This is a genomic window from Pseudomonas sp. (assembly GCF_033723075.1).
In the GTDB taxonomy this organism is placed as follows: Bacteria; Pseudomonadota; Gammaproteobacteria; order Pseudomonadales; family Pseudomonadaceae; genus Aquipseudomonas.
The window spans coordinates 207,925-225,250 of record NZ_JAWVXU010000004.1 but is presented as its reverse complement, the minus strand read 5'-3'; the positions used below and the strand labels follow the sequence as shown (position 1 = coordinate 225,250).

The 17,326-nt window shown below is 64.1% G+C and carries 18 protein-coding genes and 1 riboswitch; of the genes, 3 read left to right on the top strand and 15 right to left on the bottom strand.

Annotated features, from left to right (window positions below; all coding sequences use genetic code 11):
• Positions 1-11 precede the first annotated feature (11 nt).
• From R3355_RS07005 to R3355_RS06990, 4 genes are all read right to left on the bottom strand, one after another.
• A complete protein-coding gene (locus R3355_RS07005) occupies positions 12-740 on the bottom strand; it encodes an urea amidolyase associated protein UAAP1 (RefSeq protein ID WP_318960627.1) in 729 nt (242 codons plus the stop codon).
• 10 nt (positions 741-750) lie between these two features.
• Positions 751-1,560: an ABC transporter ATP-binding protein gene (locus R3355_RS07000; RefSeq protein WP_318960626.1), complete on the bottom strand. Its 810-nt coding sequence runs from the start codon at positions 1,558-1,560 to the stop codon at positions 751-753.
• Positions 1,557-2,372 (bottom strand): ABC transporter permease, encoded by an 816-nt coding sequence (locus tag R3355_RS06995; protein WP_318960625.1) that lies wholly within the window; start codon positions 2,370-2,372, stop codon positions 1,557-1,559. The genes R3355_RS07000 and R3355_RS06995 overlap by 4 nt, the downstream gene beginning before the upstream one ends.
• Before the next feature lie 185 nt (positions 2,373-2,557).
• Positions 2,558-3,625: a putative urea ABC transporter substrate-binding protein gene (locus R3355_RS06990; RefSeq protein WP_318960624.1), complete on the bottom strand. Its 1,068-nt coding sequence runs from the start codon at positions 3,623-3,625 to the stop codon at positions 2,558-2,560.
• A gap of 66 nt (positions 3,626-3,691) precedes the next feature.
• A riboswitch (guanidine-I (ykkC/yxkD leader) is annotated at positions 3,692-3,805 on the bottom strand.
• Positions 3,806-4,206: 401 nt separating this feature from the next.
• On the opposite strand from R3355_RS06990, the gene R3355_RS06985 reads away from it, so the two are divergent.
• Together R3355_RS06985 and R3355_RS06980 are read left to right on the top strand one after the other, a co-directional pair.
• Complete coding sequence (locus R3355_RS06985) at positions 4,207-4,326, top strand: hypothetical protein (protein ID WP_413243487.1); 120 nt, start codon at positions 4,207-4,209, stop codon at positions 4,324-4,326.
• 99 nt (positions 4,327-4,425) lie between these two features.
• The gene (locus tag R3355_RS06980; RefSeq protein ID WP_318960623.1) at positions 4,426-4,917 is read left to right on the top strand and encodes a hypothetical protein; all 492 of its coding nucleotides are present in this window, start codon (positions 4,426-4,428) and stop codon (positions 4,915-4,917) included.
• 129 nt (positions 4,918-5,046) lie between these two features.
• Here R3355_RS06980 and R3355_RS06975 read toward each other — a convergent pair whose 3' ends face one another.
• Entirely contained in the window at positions 5,047-5,517 is a 471-nt protein-coding gene (locus tag R3355_RS06975) for a hemerythrin domain-containing protein (protein ID WP_318960622.1), read from the bottom strand.
• Positions 5,518-5,859: 342 nt separating this feature from the next.
• Positions 5,860-6,279 carry a glycine zipper 2TM domain-containing protein gene (locus R3355_RS06970; protein WP_318960621.1) on the bottom strand — a complete coding sequence of 140 codons (420 nt, stop codon included), beginning with the start codon at positions 6,277-6,279 and terminating at the stop codon, positions 5,860-5,862.
• 307 nt (positions 6,280-6,586) lie between these two features.
• On the opposite strand from R3355_RS06970, the gene R3355_RS06965 reads away from it, so the two are divergent.
• A complete protein-coding gene (locus R3355_RS06965; protein WP_318960620.1) occupies positions 6,587-7,486 on the top strand; it encodes a DMT family transporter in 900 nt (299 codons plus the stop codon).
• Between the two features lie 93 nt (positions 7,487-7,579).
• Here R3355_RS06965 and R3355_RS06960 read toward each other — a convergent pair whose 3' ends face one another.
• The 9 genes from R3355_RS06960 to R3355_RS06920 all read right to left on the bottom strand — a co-directional run bounded on the left by R3355_RS06960 (position 7,580) and on the right by R3355_RS06920 (position 17,316).
• The gene (locus R3355_RS06960; RefSeq protein WP_318960619.1) at positions 7,580-9,994 is read right to left on the bottom strand and encodes an EAL domain-containing protein; all 2,415 of its coding nucleotides are present in this window, start codon (positions 9,992-9,994) and stop codon (positions 7,580-7,582) included.
• Between the two features lie 276 nt (positions 9,995-10,270).
• Positions 10,271-10,747 carry a cupin domain-containing protein gene (locus R3355_RS06955; protein ID WP_318960618.1) on the bottom strand — a complete coding sequence of 159 codons (477 nt, stop codon included), beginning with the start codon at positions 10,745-10,747 and terminating at the stop codon, positions 10,271-10,273.
• Positions 10,748-10,994: 247 nt separating this feature from the next.
• Complete coding sequence (locus tag R3355_RS06950; RefSeq protein WP_318960617.1) at positions 10,995-11,660, bottom strand: DUF2459 domain-containing protein; 666 nt, start codon at positions 11,658-11,660, stop codon at positions 10,995-10,997.
• Between the two features lie 101 nt (positions 11,661-11,761).
• On the bottom strand, positions 11,762-12,166 hold the full coding sequence (locus tag R3355_RS06945) for a hypothetical protein (protein ID WP_318960616.1): 405 nt from the start codon (positions 12,164-12,166) through the stop codon (positions 11,762-11,764).
• Positions 12,167-12,997, bottom strand: a complete 831-nt coding sequence (locus tag R3355_RS06940; RefSeq protein ID WP_318960615.1) for an SDR family oxidoreductase — start codon at positions 12,995-12,997, stop codon at positions 12,167-12,169.
• Between the two features lie 212 nt (positions 12,998-13,209).
• Entirely contained in the window at positions 13,210-13,674 is a 465-nt protein-coding gene (locus tag R3355_RS06935; protein WP_318960614.1) for a multidrug transporter, read from the bottom strand.
• Positions 13,675-13,818: 144 nt separating this feature from the next.
• Positions 13,819-15,258: a mannose-1-phosphate guanylyltransferase/mannose-6-phosphate isomerase gene (locus R3355_RS06930; protein ID WP_318960613.1), complete on the bottom strand. Its 1,440-nt coding sequence runs from the start codon at positions 15,256-15,258 to the stop codon at positions 13,819-13,821.
• Positions 15,259-15,433: 175 nt separating this feature from the next.
• Positions 15,434-16,081: an alginate O-acetyltransferase AlgF gene (locus tag R3355_RS06925; RefSeq protein ID WP_318960612.1), complete on the bottom strand. Its 648-nt coding sequence runs from the start codon at positions 16,079-16,081 to the stop codon at positions 15,434-15,436.
• Positions 16,082-16,173: 92 nt separating this feature from the next.
• Positions 16,174-17,316 (bottom strand): alginate O-acetyltransferase, encoded by a 1,143-nt coding sequence (locus R3355_RS06920; protein ID WP_318960611.1) that lies wholly within the window; start codon positions 17,314-17,316, stop codon positions 16,174-16,176.
• Positions 17,317-17,326 lie beyond the last annotated feature (10 nt).

The following is a 17,326-nucleotide window of genomic DNA, read 5'->3' as shown; positions in this document are numbered from 1 at the left end:
CTCGGCAACCCTCAGATATACAGACGTTCGGTGTTGTGGAAGCCGCGCGCGTTTTCCTCGCGCGAGGTGCGGCACAGCACGCTGATGCCGTCGCTGTCGACCTTGTGCCAACTGAGCTGCACCGGCTTGGGCGCGTAGTCGGGGTTTGGGTCCATGGGGTGTTGCAGGGCGCTGAGCACCACCAGGCAGTCCATCGGCGCGTACAGCTCGATGTAGTCACCGGCCTTGGAGTTGCCCGGCTGGAACTGCAGGCCGCCGTCGCCGTCCACGGTGACCTTGCTGAACAGGTTGAGGCACATCAGCAGGTCCTGAATGTTCAGGTTCCACTTGCCCATTTCCACCAGCAGGTTGTCCACGCCATTACGGAAGAAGCCGTTGCGCAGCTCCTGGTAGCGGCCCTGTCCGTATTTCTCGGCGACCTCGTCGGCGTTCAGTACACCGCCGAAGCTGTCGTGCCAGCCGCAGGTGTCGGCGGTGATGGCGGCGAGCACCCGGCCCATGTCCGAGTACAGGCAGTGGCCGGCAGTCAGCTTGGCGGTGTGCTGGCACTTGAGGCTGTCTGGCAGGTTCAGCCGTTCGCTTTTCTCGGCTGCGTTGAGCAGCAGCAGGCCGACGTTGGCGCCGCCTTCGAGGTCGCTGAGGCGCAGCAACTGGCCGCGCTTGAGCACGAAGGAAGTGTGGCCGCCGCCGGGGAGCAGCTCTTCATAGAGCGTGGGGCGCAGGGTTAGTGAGGCAGTCATCGGGTGCTCCTTACGCAGCAGGTTGCAGGTTGCCGGTGATGTGCGGCGGCAACGCCTCGACTGCCGCGCGAGTGGCGCGACGGTCGCTGTTCAGTGGAATGTCGTAGGTGATGCGCGCGCCGAAGGCATTCGGCGCGTGCGGATCGACGCGGACCTTGTCGAACACCAGCAGGCGGGTGCCGAGGCTGAAGCCTTCGCTCAGATCATGGGTGACCATGAATACGGTCAGCCGGGTTTCGCGCCAGAGGTCCAGCAGCAGTGCATGCATATCCTTGCGAATACCCGGGTCGAGGGCGCCGAACGGCTCGTCGAGGAGCAACACCCGCGGCTGCATGATCAGCGCCTGGGCAATCGCCAGGCGTTGCTGCATGCCGCCGGACAGCTGCGCCGGGTATTTGTCCAGCGCGTGGCCGAGGCCAACCTTGCTCAGCATCTGCGCGGCCTGTTCGCGGGCCTCGCGTTTGGCCTTGCCGAACAGGCGGCCGAGCAGGGGCGAGCGTGGCAACTCCAGGCCGATGGCGACGTTGTCCAGCACGCTCAGGTGCGGGAACACCGAGTAACGCTGGAACACCACGCCGCGGCTGCTATCCGGTTCGGCTGCGAGTGGTTCGCCGGCCAGCAGGATCTCGCCGCGGCTGGCGCGTTCCTGACCCAGCAGCAGGCGCAGAAAGGTCGACTTGCCGCAGCCGGAGGCTCCTACAAGCGTGCAGAATTCTCCTTCGCTGATGTTCAGGTTCAGGCGTTCCAATACCACCTGATCGCCGTACTCCTGCCAGACGTTGTTGACTTGAATGAAGGCGCTGCTTGTTTTATCGCTCATGCCTTGGCTCCTTCGTACCAGGGGAAGACCAGGCGGGTGAGCTGGCGCAGGCTCAGGTCCATCAGCCAGGCGAGCAGGGTGATCCAGGCCACGTAGGGCAGGATCACGTCCATCGCCATATAGCGGCGCACCAGGAAGATCCGGTAACCCAGCCCATCGGTGCTGGCGATGGCTTCGGCGGCGATCAGGAACAGCCAGGCCGAGCCGAGCACCAGGCGCAGGGCGATCAGCAGGCGCGGCATGATATGCGGCAGGACCACCCGCAGGATCAGGGTCCAGGTGCTGGCCCCCAGGGTCTGCGCCTTGATCAGCAATTCCGGCGGAATCTCCCGGGCGCGCTGTTCCAGGTCGCGGGCCAGCACCGGGGTGATGCCGATGACGATCAGCATCACCTTGGACAGTTCGCCGAGGCCGAAGCTGATAAACAGGATCGGCAGAATCGCCAGGGGTGGGACCATCGACAGCACCGTGAGCAGCGGCGACAGCGGCGCACTGAACAGCGGCAGGCTGCCGGCGGCGATGCCCAGGCACAATCCGACCACGGCAGCGATGCCCAGGCCCATGCCGAGGCGTTTCAGGCTGGCGCCGGTGTCCTGCCAGAACAGATACTTGCCGCTGCGCTTGTCCTCGGTGAAGGCCAGACGATCGACCGCCGCGACCATCTGCGTGGCGCTGGGCAGCAGCTTGTCGTTGGGGTTGTCCGCCAGACGCTGGGCCGAACTCATGAAGTAGGCGAACAGCAGCAGGGCGAAGGGCAGCAGGACCAGCATGAAACGACCGCTGCGCTCGGGGTGACGGTTGATCAGGCGCATTGCTTACCTCATTGCTGACGTAGGGTGCGCCGTGCGCACCATGAACAGTGTTCGGTGCGTGCAACGCACCCTACGGCGTCAGTGCGTAGGGTGGATGACGCTTTTTTCATCCACCATGAGGCCGCGTGGTGGATGGGTGAAGCGTCATCCACCCTACGAGGGGCCGTTTACGCGAAGGCGTCCGGTTACAGTTTTCCGTCGGCGGCCATCTGCATGAACGAAGGGTCGAAGCGCAGTTTGAGGTTGGCCTTGTCGCCGGTCACCACTTCGCGGGCGAAGCTCATGCCGATGGCGTCGGCACTTTGCGCGCCCTCGCCGAGCAGGCCGTGGCTGAAGGAGAAGCTGGCCACCTTGCTCATGGTCGCCGGCAGCTTGGGACTGTTGGCGAACGCCACGGCATCCTTGGCCGAATAGAACATCTTGGTCACCGCCAGTTGCGCTTCGTAACCGGCCAGGTCGGTGCCGGAGGCCTTGGCCATGTGTTCGCGGGCCGCTTTGCCGGCAGCCGTGTCGGCGCTCATGGTCGCCATGATTTCGTACCAGGCGCCGGTCAGGGCTTTGCCGAAGGCCGGGTTGTCTTGCAGGGTGGCGCTGTTGACCACCATCAGGTCGATGATTTCGCCGGGGATCTGGCTGGAGTCGAACACCTTGGTCACGTTTGGCGTGGCTTCGATTTCGGCCAGCAGCGGGTTCCAGGTGACCACGGCCTTGACGTCGGAGGTAGCGAAGGCCGCCACCAGATCGGCATCCGAGGTGTTGACCACGCTCAGGTCCTTCTCGCTGAGGCCGGCTTTTTCCAGGCCGCGAGCCAGCAGGTAGTGGGAGACGGACAGCTCGACCAGGTTGACCGGCTGGCCCTTGAGGTCGCCCAGGGTCTTCTTCTCGCCCTTGAGCACGATGCCGTCGTTGCCGTTGGAGAAGTCGCCGATGATCAGTGCGGTGGAGTCGATGCCGCCGGCTGCCGGGATGGTCAGGGCGTCCATATTGGTCATGCTGCAGCCGTCGAACTGGCCGGCGCTGTACTGGTTGATCGATTCGACGTAATCGTTGATCTGCACCACATCGATGCTGATGTCGTACTTTTTCGCCCACTTGTCGACGATGCCTTCGGCCGCACCGTATTCCCAGGGCATCCAGCCGGCATAGATGGTCCAGCAGACGCTGAAGTCGGATTTCGGCGCGGCGTGGCTATTGAGGCTGATGACGGCGGCAAGGCCGGCGGCGAGAACGGAGCACAGACGGGGCGTACGCATAAGGAACCTCCAGTTCGAGAAAGGGCGGGCAGGAGTGCGCGGCGGTCTCCCCACTACTGGGGCGCGTTCTCCCGGGCTTTTATCCCGCCGTGTAACCTCGAAGGAGGTCGCCAACTCTCGGACCAGTCACTCGCCCATGCCTTTCGCATCGAACGAGCCGGAACCCTAGTCGGCTATTGCAAATTGTGGTGCCGCGATCCCGTAGCACCGAGTGCGCTACGGGGAATTCCTGCACACCTGAGACTAAGCGAACATCGTGCCAGTTCTGCCAGCCGCTCTACCATGCGGGTTGCAGTGGCTGGTTCGGTATTGCCGGCACATGGTGTGCCCCATGAAGGTGCGCGATTGCCGCGGCATGCTGTATTGCGGGGCGCGAACGTCTGGCTGCATGCAGTGTCAAAAGAGGTAATTGCTGCGACGCAGCATCGACCGGAGTGCTTCAGGCCTGCGGTAAATCCAGGGAGTAGTGTGCCAATGCGTGGTTTAACGGTGATGGTCTTAGTGTTGTTGCTTGGCGGTTGTAGCCGTATGCAGGAGGGCTGCTGATGAGAGCCTGCTTGAGCGTGCTCCTCATCGCGATCATGGCCGTCACCTTGCAGGCGTGCAGTCTGCGCTTGCCTGGTATCGGCATCGATATTGGTGACAGTGGCGGCGGTCCGCCACATTGCCCACCGGGACAGGCCAAGAAAGGCCGCTGCTAGTTCGGCACTTTCACCCTTGGGTGGCGGTCAAAAAATATGAGAGTGCATTGAAGGCCAGCAGTCGCTGGCCTTCCTCTTTTCGAACCTGTGGAGGTCGCAATGCCCTATAAACCCATGCTTATTGCGCTGTTGGGGCTGTTTTTAACCGGCTGTGCGGTCTATGGCGACGGTTATGGCCACCGCTATTCGGGTTATGACCGCCATTATTCGGCTGGGCACTATCAGGTGCAGCGCTACCCGGTGTATGTCGCACCGCGGCATTACCGCGACGACCGTCGCCGCGCCATCCCCAGTTATGACACGCGTAGTTATGGCAAACGTCATGACCGGCGTCGTCATGAGGCTCCCCGGCATGACCAGCGTCGTTATCTGCCGGCCACCCAGTCGCGTTACTACAACCAGGACCGTCGATCAGCGCCGCGCCATGACGGGCGCCGTGATCAACGCCGCCACGACTATCGCGCAGAGCAACCGCGCGAGGGGTGGAGTGGCCAGCATTTCAAGCAGCAAGGGCGTACACCGAAGTACCAGCGGCAGGACCAGCGCTCGCGCAGTGACAATCGGCGCGGAGGGGAGCGTCGACACAATTAGGGGCTGTTGCCGGGCCTTGGGGACGTTGTGAACAAACGCCCGCCTCCAGGCGCCCGCGACGGCGCTCGAGATTTTCATAACCGCTGGAAATTGAGCCTGTAGGTGGCCCTGCAATCGTACTCCGGCTCGTCAAGGTGTCGGTCTCTGCCACTGTTGCTTGATCTCCTGCCATTGCTTGTCACTTAGCCATTCATCCGCCAGGGGGAAGAAGATATGCTCCTCGCTGTCCAGGTGGTCGTAGTACTTGCTGATGTAATCCTCGATGAAGGTGGCTATTTCTTTCGGCGTAAGGCTCGAGTGCTCGAGCGCCTTGAGTTGGGCGGCAATCCGGGAAAAGCCCTGATGGTCGCGCTCTATTTCCTGCACGCGCGGATTCGTGGGCGCGCGGGTGGTTAGCAGCAGGCGGCGAATAAGTTCTTCGTTCTGGTGGTGCCGGGTCTCGGCTTCACCATGCAGAGATTCCAGGAGCGCAAAAAGCTGCTGCCGATCGGCAGCGTCGCCAGCATCATTTTCCAGTTTGCCGAGCAGACCTTTCATCTGATCGATGGTGGTGGAAATATTCTGGTGGTAGTGGTGAAGCTCCTCTAGCAAGGGGTGCATAGTCAGTCCTCACAGGCGAATGCCCTGGTGCCGTTTAGTACAGCTTAGGACAGGCGAAAGCCGCTGGCCGAAATCCGATGAGATTGAGGTTGCAGAGTCCGTCACGCCGCTCGGCGGGGGTTGTCGAGCAGCCACTGGGTGTCTCCTGGTTGGGTGTCTGCGGACCAAGCGTCTCCACACTAAAGCCGGCGCAGTAGTAACGTCCCCCACCAAACGACATCCGGCGTTGCGCCGATGATGGTTACGGCGCAACGGGTCTTGCTGGACCGATCGCTATCGGCAGCGTACGCCTACCCTATCTACGAGAGACCGTTTAAGCGCAGCTTGATCGGTGTCGCGACACTAGTAGCGCTGCAGGGCACCATTCTCGATGCGCACGCGGTCGCCGACTCTCAGGTCGCCGATGCTTGGCTGGGTCAGTGTTTGATAGGCGCCGTTTTCCATGCGCACGGTTATCCGGTAGGCGCTCGCCGTCTGGTTACGTTTCTCCAGCTGGTGGCCGATGTAGGCACCGCCTGCCGCTCCGGCGATAGTCGCCGCCGTGTTGCCGCTGCCCGAGCCTACCTGGTGACCTGCCACGCCGCCGATCACCGCTCCTGCCACGGAGCCCAGGCCGATGCCGGTTCCACCGACGCCCTGATAGTCCTGCGGGGCGCTGTCAATCGACTCCACTCGGCCGTAGCCGGAATAGATGCCGCCTGGTGCCGCGCTACCCTGGTACGGGTCCTGCGGGTAGGGCGCAGCGGGCGGGGGCGTGGACATGCACGCGCTGAGTGCAAGGACACCGGCCAATCCGAGCAGGGGGCCGAATCTGTTCATTGTCGTCATAACCAATATCCTCTTGTGCTGCCTTTTACCGGCGGCCTCTTGCTATTGACCACGGCCGAAGAGAAAAGTCCGCCAGGCAGTACTGGATTCAGACTGGGCGCACTGCCACTCGCGGTCGGTGCGCCAGCGCACATGTGAGTGGATCGGATGTTTCTGCCGTTGCCCTGCAAAACCCGCAGCTTTATGCAAGCGCCAGCCCCGGGTGCGGCGCAGACTTCCAGCATCCACTGGGAGTCGTCCGATGAACCTGTCGTTATACCTGTTGACCGTGCTGATCTGGGGCACCACCTGGATCGCCATCAAGCTGCAGATGGGCGAGGTGGCGATTGCCGCCTCGATTGCCTATCGCTTCGCTTTGGCCGCCGTGGTGCTGTTCGCCGTGTTGCTGCTCAGCGGCCGCCTGCAGAAGCTCGACGGGCGTGGCCAGGTGATCTGCCTGATCCAGGGCTTGTGTCTGTTCTGCATCAACTTCCTGTGTTTCTACACTGCCAGTCAGTGGATCCCCAGCGGGCTGATCGCGGTGATTTTCTCCACGGCAACCTTGTGGAATGCGCTGAATGCTCGACTGTTCTTCAAGCAGAAGATCGCCGCCAATGTTCTGGCCGGCGGGGCCCTGGGCCTGGCGGGTCTCGGTCTGCTGTTCTGGCCCGAGCTGGCCGGGCATGCGGCCAGTCGGGAAACCCTGCTGGGCGTTGGTTTGTCGCTGCTCGGCACCCTGTGCTTTTCCGCCGGCAACCTGCTTTCCAGCCTGCAACAGAAGGCCGGCCTCAAGCCGTTGACCACCAACGCCTGGGGCATGCTCTACGGTGCCTCGATGCTGGTGGTGATCTGTCTGGTCATGGGTACGCCGTTCGGCTTCGAGTGGAGCACGCGCTATGTCGGTTCGTTGTTGTACCTGGCGATTCCCGGTTCGGTGATCGGTTTTACCGCCTACCTGACCCTGGTCGGGCGCATGGGGCCGGAGCGGGCGGCCTACTGCACGGTGCTGTTCCCGGTGGTGGCGCTGAATATCTCGGTGTTCGTCGAGGGCTACCAGTGGACCGCGCCGGCGTTGTTCGGCCTGCTGTTGGTGATGCTCGGCAACGTGCTGGTGTTTCGCAAACCGAAAGCCGTGCCGCGGCTGGCGCGAGCCACGGGCTGAATGGCCAGAGGTGACGAACGTCTTGACCGGTGGTGCGCGCGGCCTCGGCGGCCCCGCGCACCCTACGGGATGGCGTGGCGGCTCCTGCGTGGGTCAGTGCCAGGTCGACAGCGCTTCCCAGGCGCGGAAGCTGTCCCCGGGGAGCGGTCGGCTGATCGAGAAGCCCTGGGCGATGTCGCAGCCGAAGTCGCCCAGACGGTTCAGGGTTTCCTGGTTTTCCACGCCCTCGGCGACCACCTCGAGGTCGAGGTTGTGCGCCAGTTCGACGATGGAGCGCACGATCTTCGCTGAGTCATCGTCGTCGCTGAGCATGGGGATGACGAAGGACTGGTCGATCTTCAGCGAATTCACCGGCAGCTTCTGCAGGTAGGCCAGCGAGGAGTAGCCGGTGCCGAAGTCATCGATGGTCAGGCGGCTGTCGAGGTTTCTCAGTTGGGTCAGGGTCTCCCGCGCCGCCACCGGGTCCTCCATCAGCGCGCTTTCGGTCAGTTCGAACTCGATCCAGTCGGGCTCGGCGCCCCAGGTCGAGAAGGCGCCGCGAATCCGTTCGATCAGCGTGGGGTCGCGCAGGTCGTGCGCCGACAGGTTGACCGAGATCGGTCGATGGTCGCCTTCCTGATGCCAGGCATAGCTCTGACCCAGCGCCGCGTCCAGCACCCAGTAAGTGAGCGGGGTGATCAGCCCGGCGTTCTCGGCCAACTTGATGAAGTCGTTGGGCGGTAGCAGGCCGTGCTGCGGATGCTGCCAGCGCACCAGGGCTTCGCTGCCGCACACCGTATGGGTGGCGATCTGCAGCTTCGGCTGGTAATACAGCAGCAGTTGGTTGCCGTCGATCCCCCGGCGCAGTTCGCTCATCAGGGTCAGGTGCTGGGCGCACTCGCGATCAAGGCCGCCCTGGAACAGCGCATAGCCGCTGCTGGAGCGCTTGGCCTGCTCCATGGCGCTGGCGGCTCGGCGGATCAGGGCGTCCGGGTCGGTACCGTGGCCGGGGTAGAGGGCGATACCGATGCTGGCGCGGGCGTCGAGGTAAAGTCCGGACAGGTCGATTGGTTCGTACAGCGCCACCAGGATCTTCTGCGCCAACTGCGAGGCCTGTTCGGCACCTCCGCTGGGCATCAACACGGCGTATTCGCACTCGCCGATCCGCGCCACCGTGTTGTTCGCGCCCACCGCCTGGACCAGGCGTGCGGCGATGGCCTGCTGCAGGCGGTCGCCTTCGCGGTAGCCAAGGGCCTCGCTGATCGCCTGGCTGCGGCCAACCTCCAGTTGTAACAGGCCGAGTGCCCAGCGCTCCTGCCTGGCCTCGCTGATCGCGTTCTCCAGCAGTTCGCGCAGGCGCAGACGGTTGGGCAGGCCGGTCAGTTCGTCGGTATAAGCCATGCGCCTGATGGTTGCTTCGGCCTGTAGCGCCCGGGCCCGGGTACGCAGGGTGGCGATGCCGAAACCCAGGTCGTTGGCGGTGGCGAACAGCAGGTCGACTTCCTTCTCGTCGAAGGCGTCGCTCTCCGCGGCCGTGATCACCAGCTTGCCGACCAGCACTTCTTCGACCCGCAGCGGCAGCACGATGACCGCGGTAATGTCGTGCTCGATGGCGATGTCTTTTAGCGTCTCTACCGGTTCATCGAGGAGGTTGCGGATGACCAGTGGCCGGCCGGCCACGAGCTGGGCATCGAATCGCTGGATGTAGGCCTTGCCCTCGGCACTGCCGGCCCAGGCCTCGACACGAGCCAGGTAACCGTGATCGTCGCCGGCGTAGGCGACGTGGCGTGCCGGCTCGGCGGGGTCGTCCTGGAGATAGGCGACCCAGGCCAGGCGATAGCCGCATTCAGCCACCAGTACCCGGCAGACTTCCTTTAGCAACGAGGGCTCGTCGCTGGCGTGGATCAGCGCATGGTTGACCGCCACCCGCGTCGACAGGGCGCGGTTGAGGCGCTGGATCTCCTGCTCGGCCTGGGCGCGCCGCGCCTTGATGCGCAGGGCCTGGAGACCGAACGCCAGGTCCTCGGCGGCCTCGCTCAGCAGCTCCAGCTCCTGAGGGCCGAAGGCATCGGGGTCCGGGGCGCCGATGCCGATGGCACCAAAGATCTCGCCCTCGACCCGTAGCGGCAGCGACAGAAACGAGGCGATGCCGTGCTTGATTGCGCCCTCGCGCCAGGGCAGGGTGCGGGTGTCGGTCAGCAGATTGCGCGCCAGGCTTGGCTGGCCGGTGCGGATCGCCGTGCCGGTGGCGGCGCGCCCGCGCTTGTTGTCGGCCCAGGAGATGTTCAGCGAGTCGACGAAGGCCTGCTCGACCCCGGCGTGCGCCACCGCGGTGACCGTCTTGGCCGCGTCCCGCTCGGCGCGGCCGACCCAGGCCATGCGGTAACCGGCCTGTTCGACTATGACCCGGCAGATGTCCTGGAGCAGGGTTGCCTCGTCTTCGGCGCGCAGAAGTGCCCGGTTGCAGCCGCTCAGGGTGCGCAGCGCGCGGTTGAGGCATTGATGCTCTTGGTGGGTTGGCGCTGGCATGGCTCGCCTCCGACTCATGCACGACCTGCATTGAGTATAAAGCCAATAGTCGCTTGCGGGATGCGGCACTGCCTGGCATGCGCTTCGCGCAAGCAGGTAGCGGATCACGCTTGGTCGTACGCCAGAAATTGCCCAAGAGCCATGACGACGAGCTTTGGGTCTGGTGCCTGTTAGACCGGCTCCCGGGGCGGGCGTTCACCGCACGGGGCGGAGCTTTTTCTGCCGCTGTTGCCGCGCCGAGGCGAGCACGCGGCAACGGCCGGGCGCACCTCGGTGCTACTGGTTTCTCGGGTCGTCCGCCGGGTCGGGGTAGTGGAGGCCCCAGGGTCCGGTTCCGTGCAACTGAACCACGACTTCCTGGTCCTTGGTGGAGGCGTACATTGGCATGTCGGCGGGGATGATCAGGATGTCGCCCGGCTGGTAGGCCTTGGTCATGGCCGGGTCGGCTTTGTCGCCGGTGGCGAAATAGAAGGTGCCCGAGAGCACCGTCACCCGCTCGGCCACCGGGTGGGTATGCACGCCGATGGTCGAGTTCGCCGGCACCTTCAAGCGGAAGGTATAGGGCTCGGCCGCTTTCAGGTCGCCTTCGATCACGGCGATCATCGCGCCGGGTCCCACCGACGGCGCGGGGGTCCATTGGAGTTTGTCAGGCGTGGCGGTAATCAGTGCCGCCTCCTCGGCCCAGGCGGCAGATGCCATGAGCGCTGCGCTCAGCAATGCCAGTGGAATAAAGACGCTTTTGAGGGGCTTCATCGCAGTCTCCTTGGTTCGATTGAACAACGCGGGGTACCAACCCTGCGCAACAGCGGTTGGCCGAAGAAACCAAGTGAACGACCTGGCGCCGCGTCGGCTGCGGCCGCCACCAACCTGGGATCCGGTCCGCGCGCGGTGAACGACTGGTGCGGGGGCACAGCGACCCTGCGCAAGAGGAGGATACTGTGACGATAGTCGAGGGTGGGCGCGCGCTTATGGCCATTTGGAACAGGCTTAAAGTAATTGGCTATGACCTCAGGGGGCGGGCCAGGCAAGCTGCGCCAGCCGTTGTCGCCTGGCGCAGGCGACTCATCACCTGGCCCGCGGTCGCCGCCGAGGCGAACGCCAGCGGGCAGCCGCTGATGGCCAGCGCCTCGGCGACCCAGGTATTGCAGGTGTAGAGCATGGAGTAACGGCCCTCGGCCCGGTAGAAGCGGCTGTCGTCAAACTGGCCAGGGCCGAGTTCGGAGAGAGCGCCTGCGCTCGAGCGGGCGAAACGGGCGGCGACGAACCCGAGCAGTCGCCGGTAGCCGTCCTCGGCCACCCGGATTCCGATGAGTTCGCGGCCGGCGAAGACCTGTCTGGGGTCGCCGTCGATCCTGAGCACATGCAACGCGCTGGCGGTTGGCCAGAACAAGGCCTGTACAGCCATGCCGAAAGTGGGTTGTGCGGCGCGGTAGTAATCCTCGTCGCCCCAGCCGAGTTCAATGAAGTCGCCCCCGCCGAACGCCTCGGCCAGGCCAGGCAGGACCTCGAGCAGATCGGCGCGGTCGATCACCAGCCCGGTATGCAGGCCGTGATTCACCACATACAGGGTCCGCCACTCGCCGCCCGTGTGCTGCAGCGCCGACGGGGCCGGCGCGCTGGCGCAGCCGAACAGGACCAGGCTGAGGAGCAGCAGCGCGATGCGCATACGCGATGGCCTATTGAGCGGCTGATGGGAACTCTAGTCAGCATAGAAGCTGGAGCGCGGTGCGGGCTCCGCCGTGGTTGTCCACATCGCTCGACAGGCGCCTAGCGCCGTCGCGGGAAGATCCGCGCGGAGAACAGTAGTTGGGCGAACAGCGGGTAGCACAGGTAGTGCAGGGCGAAGATCAGCATGCCCATCGGGCTGGGCTCGTCCTTGAGCGCCATCATGGCCAGCAGGCCGAGATAGAGCAGCGCCAGGACGCCGCCATAGAGCCAGACCAGGTGCCGCCGTTCGCTGGGCAGTGGTGCGCGGCGCTGGCGAGCGGCAAACCAGAGGGCCATGGCGGCGGCGACCGAGGCGGCGATCAGCAGGGTCGTCAGCAGGCCGCCGAGTCTGACGAAGGTGCGCAGGAGCAGATTGAGCACGATCACCGCCGCCACGCCCGCCAGAGCCAGGCGGGCCACGGGCACAGCGACAGGGCTTGGGGTCAGATCGGTCGAGGGTGGCATTCAGAGGCTCCGGTTCAGCACGAAGCGTTTTTTCAGTACAGCCTCGAGCAGGCTTTTCGGCAACAGCGCCGCCATCAGCGGCAGGACGCAGCTGCCATTGCCCAGGCGCAACAGGCGTGGGCGCTTGTCGCGTTGCACGGCGGCGAGCAGGTTGCGGGCGAAGTGGCTGGCGGGGGTGGGGTTGTCCTGGGAGGCGCGGGCACGGGCGCGAATTCCCTCGCGCAGCGGCCACCAGGGCGAGGCCTCATCGATTAACTGCTCGGCCTGCTGACTGGCATTGGCGCCGAAACTGGAGGCAATGGCACCGGGCTGCACCTCCATCACCTCGATGGCGAAGGGCGCCAGCTCCAGGCGCAGGGCATCGCAGAGGGCATGCACCGCCGCTTTCGAGGCGCAGTAGGCGCCGGCGAAGGGCGTAACCAGAATTCCGGAGACGCTGCCGATATTCACCACCAGGCCCTTGTTGCGCCGTAGCAGTGGAAAGAACGCCCGGGTCACGCCGACGATGGCGAACACATTGGTCTCGAACTGCCGGCGCATGGCCTCGACGCCGCCATCGAGCAGCGGCCCCATGGCACCGTAACCGGCGTTGTTAATCAGTACGTCCAGGCCGCCGACCTCCGCCTGCATGCGTTCGGCCAGTTGGCCCAGGCCCAGGCCGTCGTTGACGTCCAGTTGCACCGCGGTAAAACCGGCCGCGCCGAGGGTGGCGAGGTCGGCCTCTTTGCGGGCCGTGGCCCACACCTGATAGCCGGCCTGTTGGAAGACGTCGGCCAGGGCGCGGCCGATGCCGCTGGAGCATCCAGTGATCAGGACGGTGGGCTGGGTCATGCGGGCATCCTCGTTGTTATAAGTATTAGGGGCCGCTAAAAAACGTAGGCGAGGCAGGCAAGACAAGGCGAAAACAGGCGAGGAAGCGGAGTTTACTGCTGTAAATTAGCATTACTCGCTTCGCTCGCCCTGCGGGCCGCGCTGAAGCGCGTTAGCCGCAAGCGGCTTGCCGAGCCTGTTTTTAACGCAGTATTGCCAACGCAGGTAGTTTTTCAGCGACTGAAACTGCCTTGCAGGCGTTCGGCACGGAATTCCAGGGTGCTGGCGCGGTAGCCGCTGCGCAGGGTCGGCAGGGGCAGGCAGTCTTGCCAGGTGGCGCCGGGCAGCAGTTCGCCGGGGCCGCTGTAGCGGGGCGATTCGTAGAGGCGTTCGGCGAGGTTGGCACTGTCGCCGGGGCGGTAGGCGGCGATCTGCCAGCGCAGTTCGAGCAGCGCGGCGCTGCTGCCGTTCTTCAGGGTCAGGGCCAGCGGGCGATTGGCCGGGCAGCCTTGCGGGTCGTAGACCAGGCGTAGCTGCAGGTGCGCCAGGTGGCGCGTCTCGCGGCTTTCCTGCCAGAGCACCCAGCTGGCCACCAGGCCCAGGCCGATCAGTGCGGCGAGGGAGATAGGCAGGGCTTTGCTCGGGTAGCGGATCAGCAGGACCAGCCAGCTCAGAACCAGTATCGCGCCGAATAACATAGGGGGGCCTTGGTGGAGAACACAGGACCCTATCCTACACAAGGCCGGGGCGATATGCGCCGTGCTGGCTCAGGCCGGAAAAAGCAACGCCGGCCCTTGCTGTAGCAAGGGCCGGCGTCTGTTTGCTGCGGGTTAAAAGTCGACTCAGTTGGCGACGATGCTCAGCGGGGTTGACTCACTGCGGCCGTAGACATCTTCCAGGCGTTCGATGTCGTCTTCACCGAGGTAGCTGCCCGATTGCACCTCGATGATTTCCAGGGGGATCTTGCCGGGGTTGCTCAGGCGGTGCACCGCGGTCATCGGAATGTAGGTGGACTGGTTTTCGGTGAGCAGGAACACATTGTCGCCGCAGGTCACCTCGGCGGTGCCGGAGACCACGATCCAGTGTTCGGCGCGATGGTGGTGCATCTGCAAGGACAGGGTGGCACCCGGCTTGACCGAGATATGCTTGACTTGGAAGCGACCGCCCATGTCCACCGAGTCGTAGGAGCCCCACGGCCGATAGACCTCGCAATGGTTCTGGGTTTCGCTGCGGCCTTGCTCGTTGAGTTGGTTGACCACGGTCTTGACGTCCTGCACGTGGTCGCGGTGGGCGATCATCATGGCGTCCTTGGTTTCCACCACCACGATGTCGTCCAGGCCGATCACTGAGACCAGCTTGCCGTTGCCGTGCACCAGGCAATTGCGGCTGTTGTGCACCATGACATCGCCTTTGGTGACGTTGCCGTGGCGGTCCTTCTCGTGCACGTCCCAGATCGACGACCAGCTACCGACGTCGTTCCAGCCGGCATTGAGCGGCACCACGCAGGCGCGGGTGGTCTTTTCCATCACCGAGTAGTCGATGGAATTGTCCGGGCAGCACTCGAAGGTGGCGGCGTCGATATTGATGACGTCATCCTCGACTTCGCTACGTTCCAGCGCCAGCAGGCAGGTGTCGTAGATGTCGGCGTCGTGTTTCTTCAGCTCTTCCAGGTAGCGGCTGGCGCGGAACAGGAACATGCCGCTGTTCCAGAAGTAGTCACCCGAGGCGACGAATTCACGGGCGCGGGCTTCATCGGGTTTCTCGACGAAAGACTGCACGCGAATCACGCCTTCAGGCAACGCCGCGTCGGCTACCGACTTGATGTAGCCATAGCCGGTTTCCGGACGCACAGCGGGGATACCGAACAGCACCATTTCGCCACTTTCTGCGGCTTTTCTGGCCAGCATCAGGGCGTCCTCGAATGCCTGCTGGTCCTCGAGCACGTGGTCGGCGGGGAGGACCAGCAACAGTTCGTCGCGGCCTTCGGCGAGCAGCTTCATGGCGGCGATGGCCACCGCTGGCGCGGTGTTGCGGCCGAAGGGTTCGAGCAGGATCGCCTGGGTGGCCAACTGCTGGCTGTGCAGTTGTTCCTGGACGATAAAGCGGTGTTCCTTGTTGCATACCAGCAGCGGCGCCTGCATGCCGTCGAAGGCCAGGCGCTTGATGGTTTGCTGGAACAGGGTGTCTTCGCCGGTGAGGGCGAGAAACTGCTTGGGGAACTGCTTGCGCGAGAGGGGCCAAAGACGCGAGCCGCTGCCACCGGAAAGAATTACTGGAATCATGTTGGTACTCCTAAAGCGTTTATGCATTTGGTTGGACGTGTCCCGCCCGCTGGCGGGGGTTGCCCAGTTACCCAGGCTGAACGAACAGCACTGGGGGCATCACTCCAATACGCCTCCTCATGAAGGCGCTATTTGCATGTCGGTCTATTGCCGATCTTGGCTGTTGTTCGGGTGTTTACTCGTCCTTGGCTGGGCGCTTGACCCACACCGGCGAGAGCTGGCTGCCCTTGCCGGTGATGTACAGGCTGACCACCTCGCCGCGGGCCAGGGCTACGGGCTTGAGGTCGCTGATCTTCTTGTCGCCATCGAACAGCGCCAGGCTGATCTTGACCGGGTTGACCTCGCGCTCGCCGTTGCCATCCGGGGCGACTTTCTCGACCACCGCGGCCTTGCCGTCGGCGGTCTTCAGACTCAGGGTGCTGTCGGACAGGTTCTGCACCCGCAGCATGGCCTTCTGCTTGTTGGTGAATGCGGCTTCCGACACCAGCTTGGGTTCGCTACCCGGTTGGTCGACCAGGGTGTAGTAGCGGTTGGCGTCGAGTTTCACCGGCAGGGTGCTGCTGCCGACCTTGGCGCTGTAGCTGCCGGCCGGGAGATAGCTGAAGTCGCTGGAGCCCAGCGGGGCGATGTCACTGAGCTCGGTGTTGCCGACGCTGACGCTGAGCTCGCTGTTGCCGGCGTTGTAGGCGCGCACGAAGGCCGATCCCTTGGGCGCGCTCGGTGCATAGAGGGCGCCGTCGCCGGCCTGGGCATGGAGGGCGCCGACGCTCAGGGCGAGGGCACAGGCGTAGGACATCCAGCTGCATTTGGTTTGTCTGTTCATGGGTAGTGCTCCATGTGATTTAACAAAGTTGTGATTTAACAAAGTGATCTGTCGATCATGTTCGGGTGAAGCCTCGCCAGCGCAGGGCCGATTCAATGGCTGTTGCGGCTGGCCAGGCGTTGCTTGCTGCTGTTGCTTTTCAGTTCGGCGATCCAGTCCGGATCGAAGTCGCCGAGGTCGTTGGCCATCGGCAGGTAGCGTTCGGGGAATTCCCAGATCACCAACTGCGGCGGGGCGTCGGCAAACTCGTCGCTTTGCAGGTACTTGAGCATCGGTACTACCGGTCCCTGGCCGTCTTCGGCGTGGTTGCTCAGGTCGCGTTGCAGGTGTTGGCGCAGGGCGCCGGCAAAATTCCAGTTGGGGTTGGCGCTGTAACTGGTGCCGACCAGCGCCACCGGGATGTCGCTGTCGGCGAACAGCGCATCGCTGCCGCCGGCCTCGTCCGCCAGACGGGTCTGGTACTGCTGCAACTGGTCGGGTTCGGGCATCAGCTGCTCGAACAGCGGCGCCAGTGGCAGGAAGCTGGTCAGGTCACCCAGCAGTGGTTTCTGTTTGGTTGCCTCGGTGACGAACTCCTGGGGTTCGCCGTTCAGGGCGAGCGAGCGCTTTACGGTCTCACCCAGTTGGCGCGCGACCAGGTCCGCGCCCAGTGGTGTCCAGTGGGTGTCGGTGCGCAGAAACAGCTGACCGCTGCTCTTCTCGGCCTGCAGGCTGGCGAGCAAGTCCGGCGCGGCGATGTCGGCGCTGCGCACCTTGCTGTGGAAGCGCTGATAGAGATCCACGCGCTGGCTGCTGATACGGTTGTCGCCGACGTGCTCCGGGTACAGGCGCGACTTGGCCGGCACTATCGCCAGCAGCAACAGCACATTGCGTTGCGCCAGTTGGTCACGCACGCCCTGGATCAGCGCCAGGTTGTCGCGCTGGTGCTGTTGGCCACCGGCTACCGGGTTGAACTCTTCATCCGAGTACAGCCAGTCGTGTTTGCCGATCACCACGCCGGGGCGGCCTTCGTTGAACAGCACATAATCCAGCGCGGCCCAGAGGTTGGTGCCGATCTGCTTGATCGGGAATTGCTTGTCGTAATGGCTCTCGAAGTTCGTCGCCAGGTTGCCGTCGAGCACGCTGAACTGGTTGGGGGCCTGGTAACTCAGGATTCCGCGCATGGACCAGAGCAGCAGCAGGGTCAGCACGCCGAGGAACAGGGCGACGTAGAGTTTGCGTAATGGACGCGTCATGCTCGGCCTC

Bases quoted from the DNA above. Each gene is read 5' to 3' on its own strand.
- R3355_RS06920 (WP_318960611.1), bottom strand. From the start codon at position 17,316: ATGACGCGTCCATTACGCAAACTCTACGTCGCCCTGTTCCTCGGCGTG.
- R3355_RS07005 (WP_318960627.1), bottom strand. From the start codon at position 740: ATGACTGCCTCACTAACCCTGCGCCCCACGCTCTATGAAGAGCTGCTC.
- R3355_RS06925 (WP_318960612.1), bottom strand. From the start codon at position 16,081: ATGAACAGACAAACCAAATGCAGCTGGATGTCCTACGCCTGTGCCCTC.
- R3355_RS06960 (WP_318960619.1), bottom strand. From the start codon at position 9,994: ATGCCAGCGCCAACCCACCAAGAGCATCAATGCCTCAACCGCGCGCTG.
- R3355_RS06930 (WP_318960613.1), bottom strand. From the start codon at position 15,258: ATGATTCCAGTAATTCTTTCCGGTGGCAGCGGCTCGCGTCTTTGGCCC.
- R3355_RS06975 (WP_318960622.1), bottom strand. From the start codon at position 5,517: ATGCACCCCTTGCTAGAGGAGCTTCACCACTACCACCAGAATATTTCC.
- R3355_RS06965 (WP_318960620.1), top strand. From the start codon at position 6,587: ATGAACCTGTCGTTATACCTGTTGACCGTGCTGATCTGGGGCACCACC.
- R3355_RS06970 (WP_318960621.1), bottom strand. From the start codon at position 6,279: ATGTCCACGCCCCCGCCCGCTGCGCCCTACCCGCAGGACCCGTACCAG.
- R3355_RS07000 (WP_318960626.1), bottom strand. From the start codon at position 1,560: ATGAGCGATAAAACAAGCAGCGCCTTCATTCAAGTCAACAACGTCTGG.
- R3355_RS06990 (WP_318960624.1), bottom strand. From the start codon at position 3,625: ATGCGTACGCCCCGTCTGTGCTCCGTTCTCGCCGCCGGCCTTGCCGCC.
- R3355_RS06995 (WP_318960625.1), bottom strand. From the start codon at position 2,372: ATGCGCCTGATCAACCGTCACCCCGAGCGCAGCGGTCGTTTCATGCTG.
- R3355_RS06950 (WP_318960617.1), bottom strand. From the start codon at position 11,660: ATGCGCATCGCGCTGCTGCTCCTCAGCCTGGTCCTGTTCGGCTGCGCC.
- R3355_RS06985 (WP_413243487.1), top strand. From the start codon at position 4,207: ATGGCCGTCACCTTGCAGGCGTGCAGTCTGCGCTTGCCTGGTATCGGC.
- R3355_RS06940 (WP_318960615.1), bottom strand. From the start codon at position 12,997: ATGACCCAGCCCACCGTCCTGATCACTGGATGCTCCAGCGGCATCGGC.
- R3355_RS06955 (WP_318960618.1), bottom strand. From the start codon at position 10,747: ATGAAGCCCCTCAAAAGCGTCTTTATTCCACTGGCATTGCTGAGCGCA.
- R3355_RS06945 (WP_318960616.1), bottom strand. From the start codon at position 12,166: ATGCCACCCTCGACCGATCTGACCCCAAGCCCTGTCGCTGTGCCCGTG.
- R3355_RS06935 (WP_318960614.1), bottom strand. From the start codon at position 13,674: ATGTTATTCGGCGCGATACTGGTTCTGAGCTGGCTGGTCCTGCTGATC.
- R3355_RS06980 (WP_318960623.1), top strand. From the start codon at position 4,426: ATGCCCTATAAACCCATGCTTATTGCGCTGTTGGGGCTGTTTTTAACC.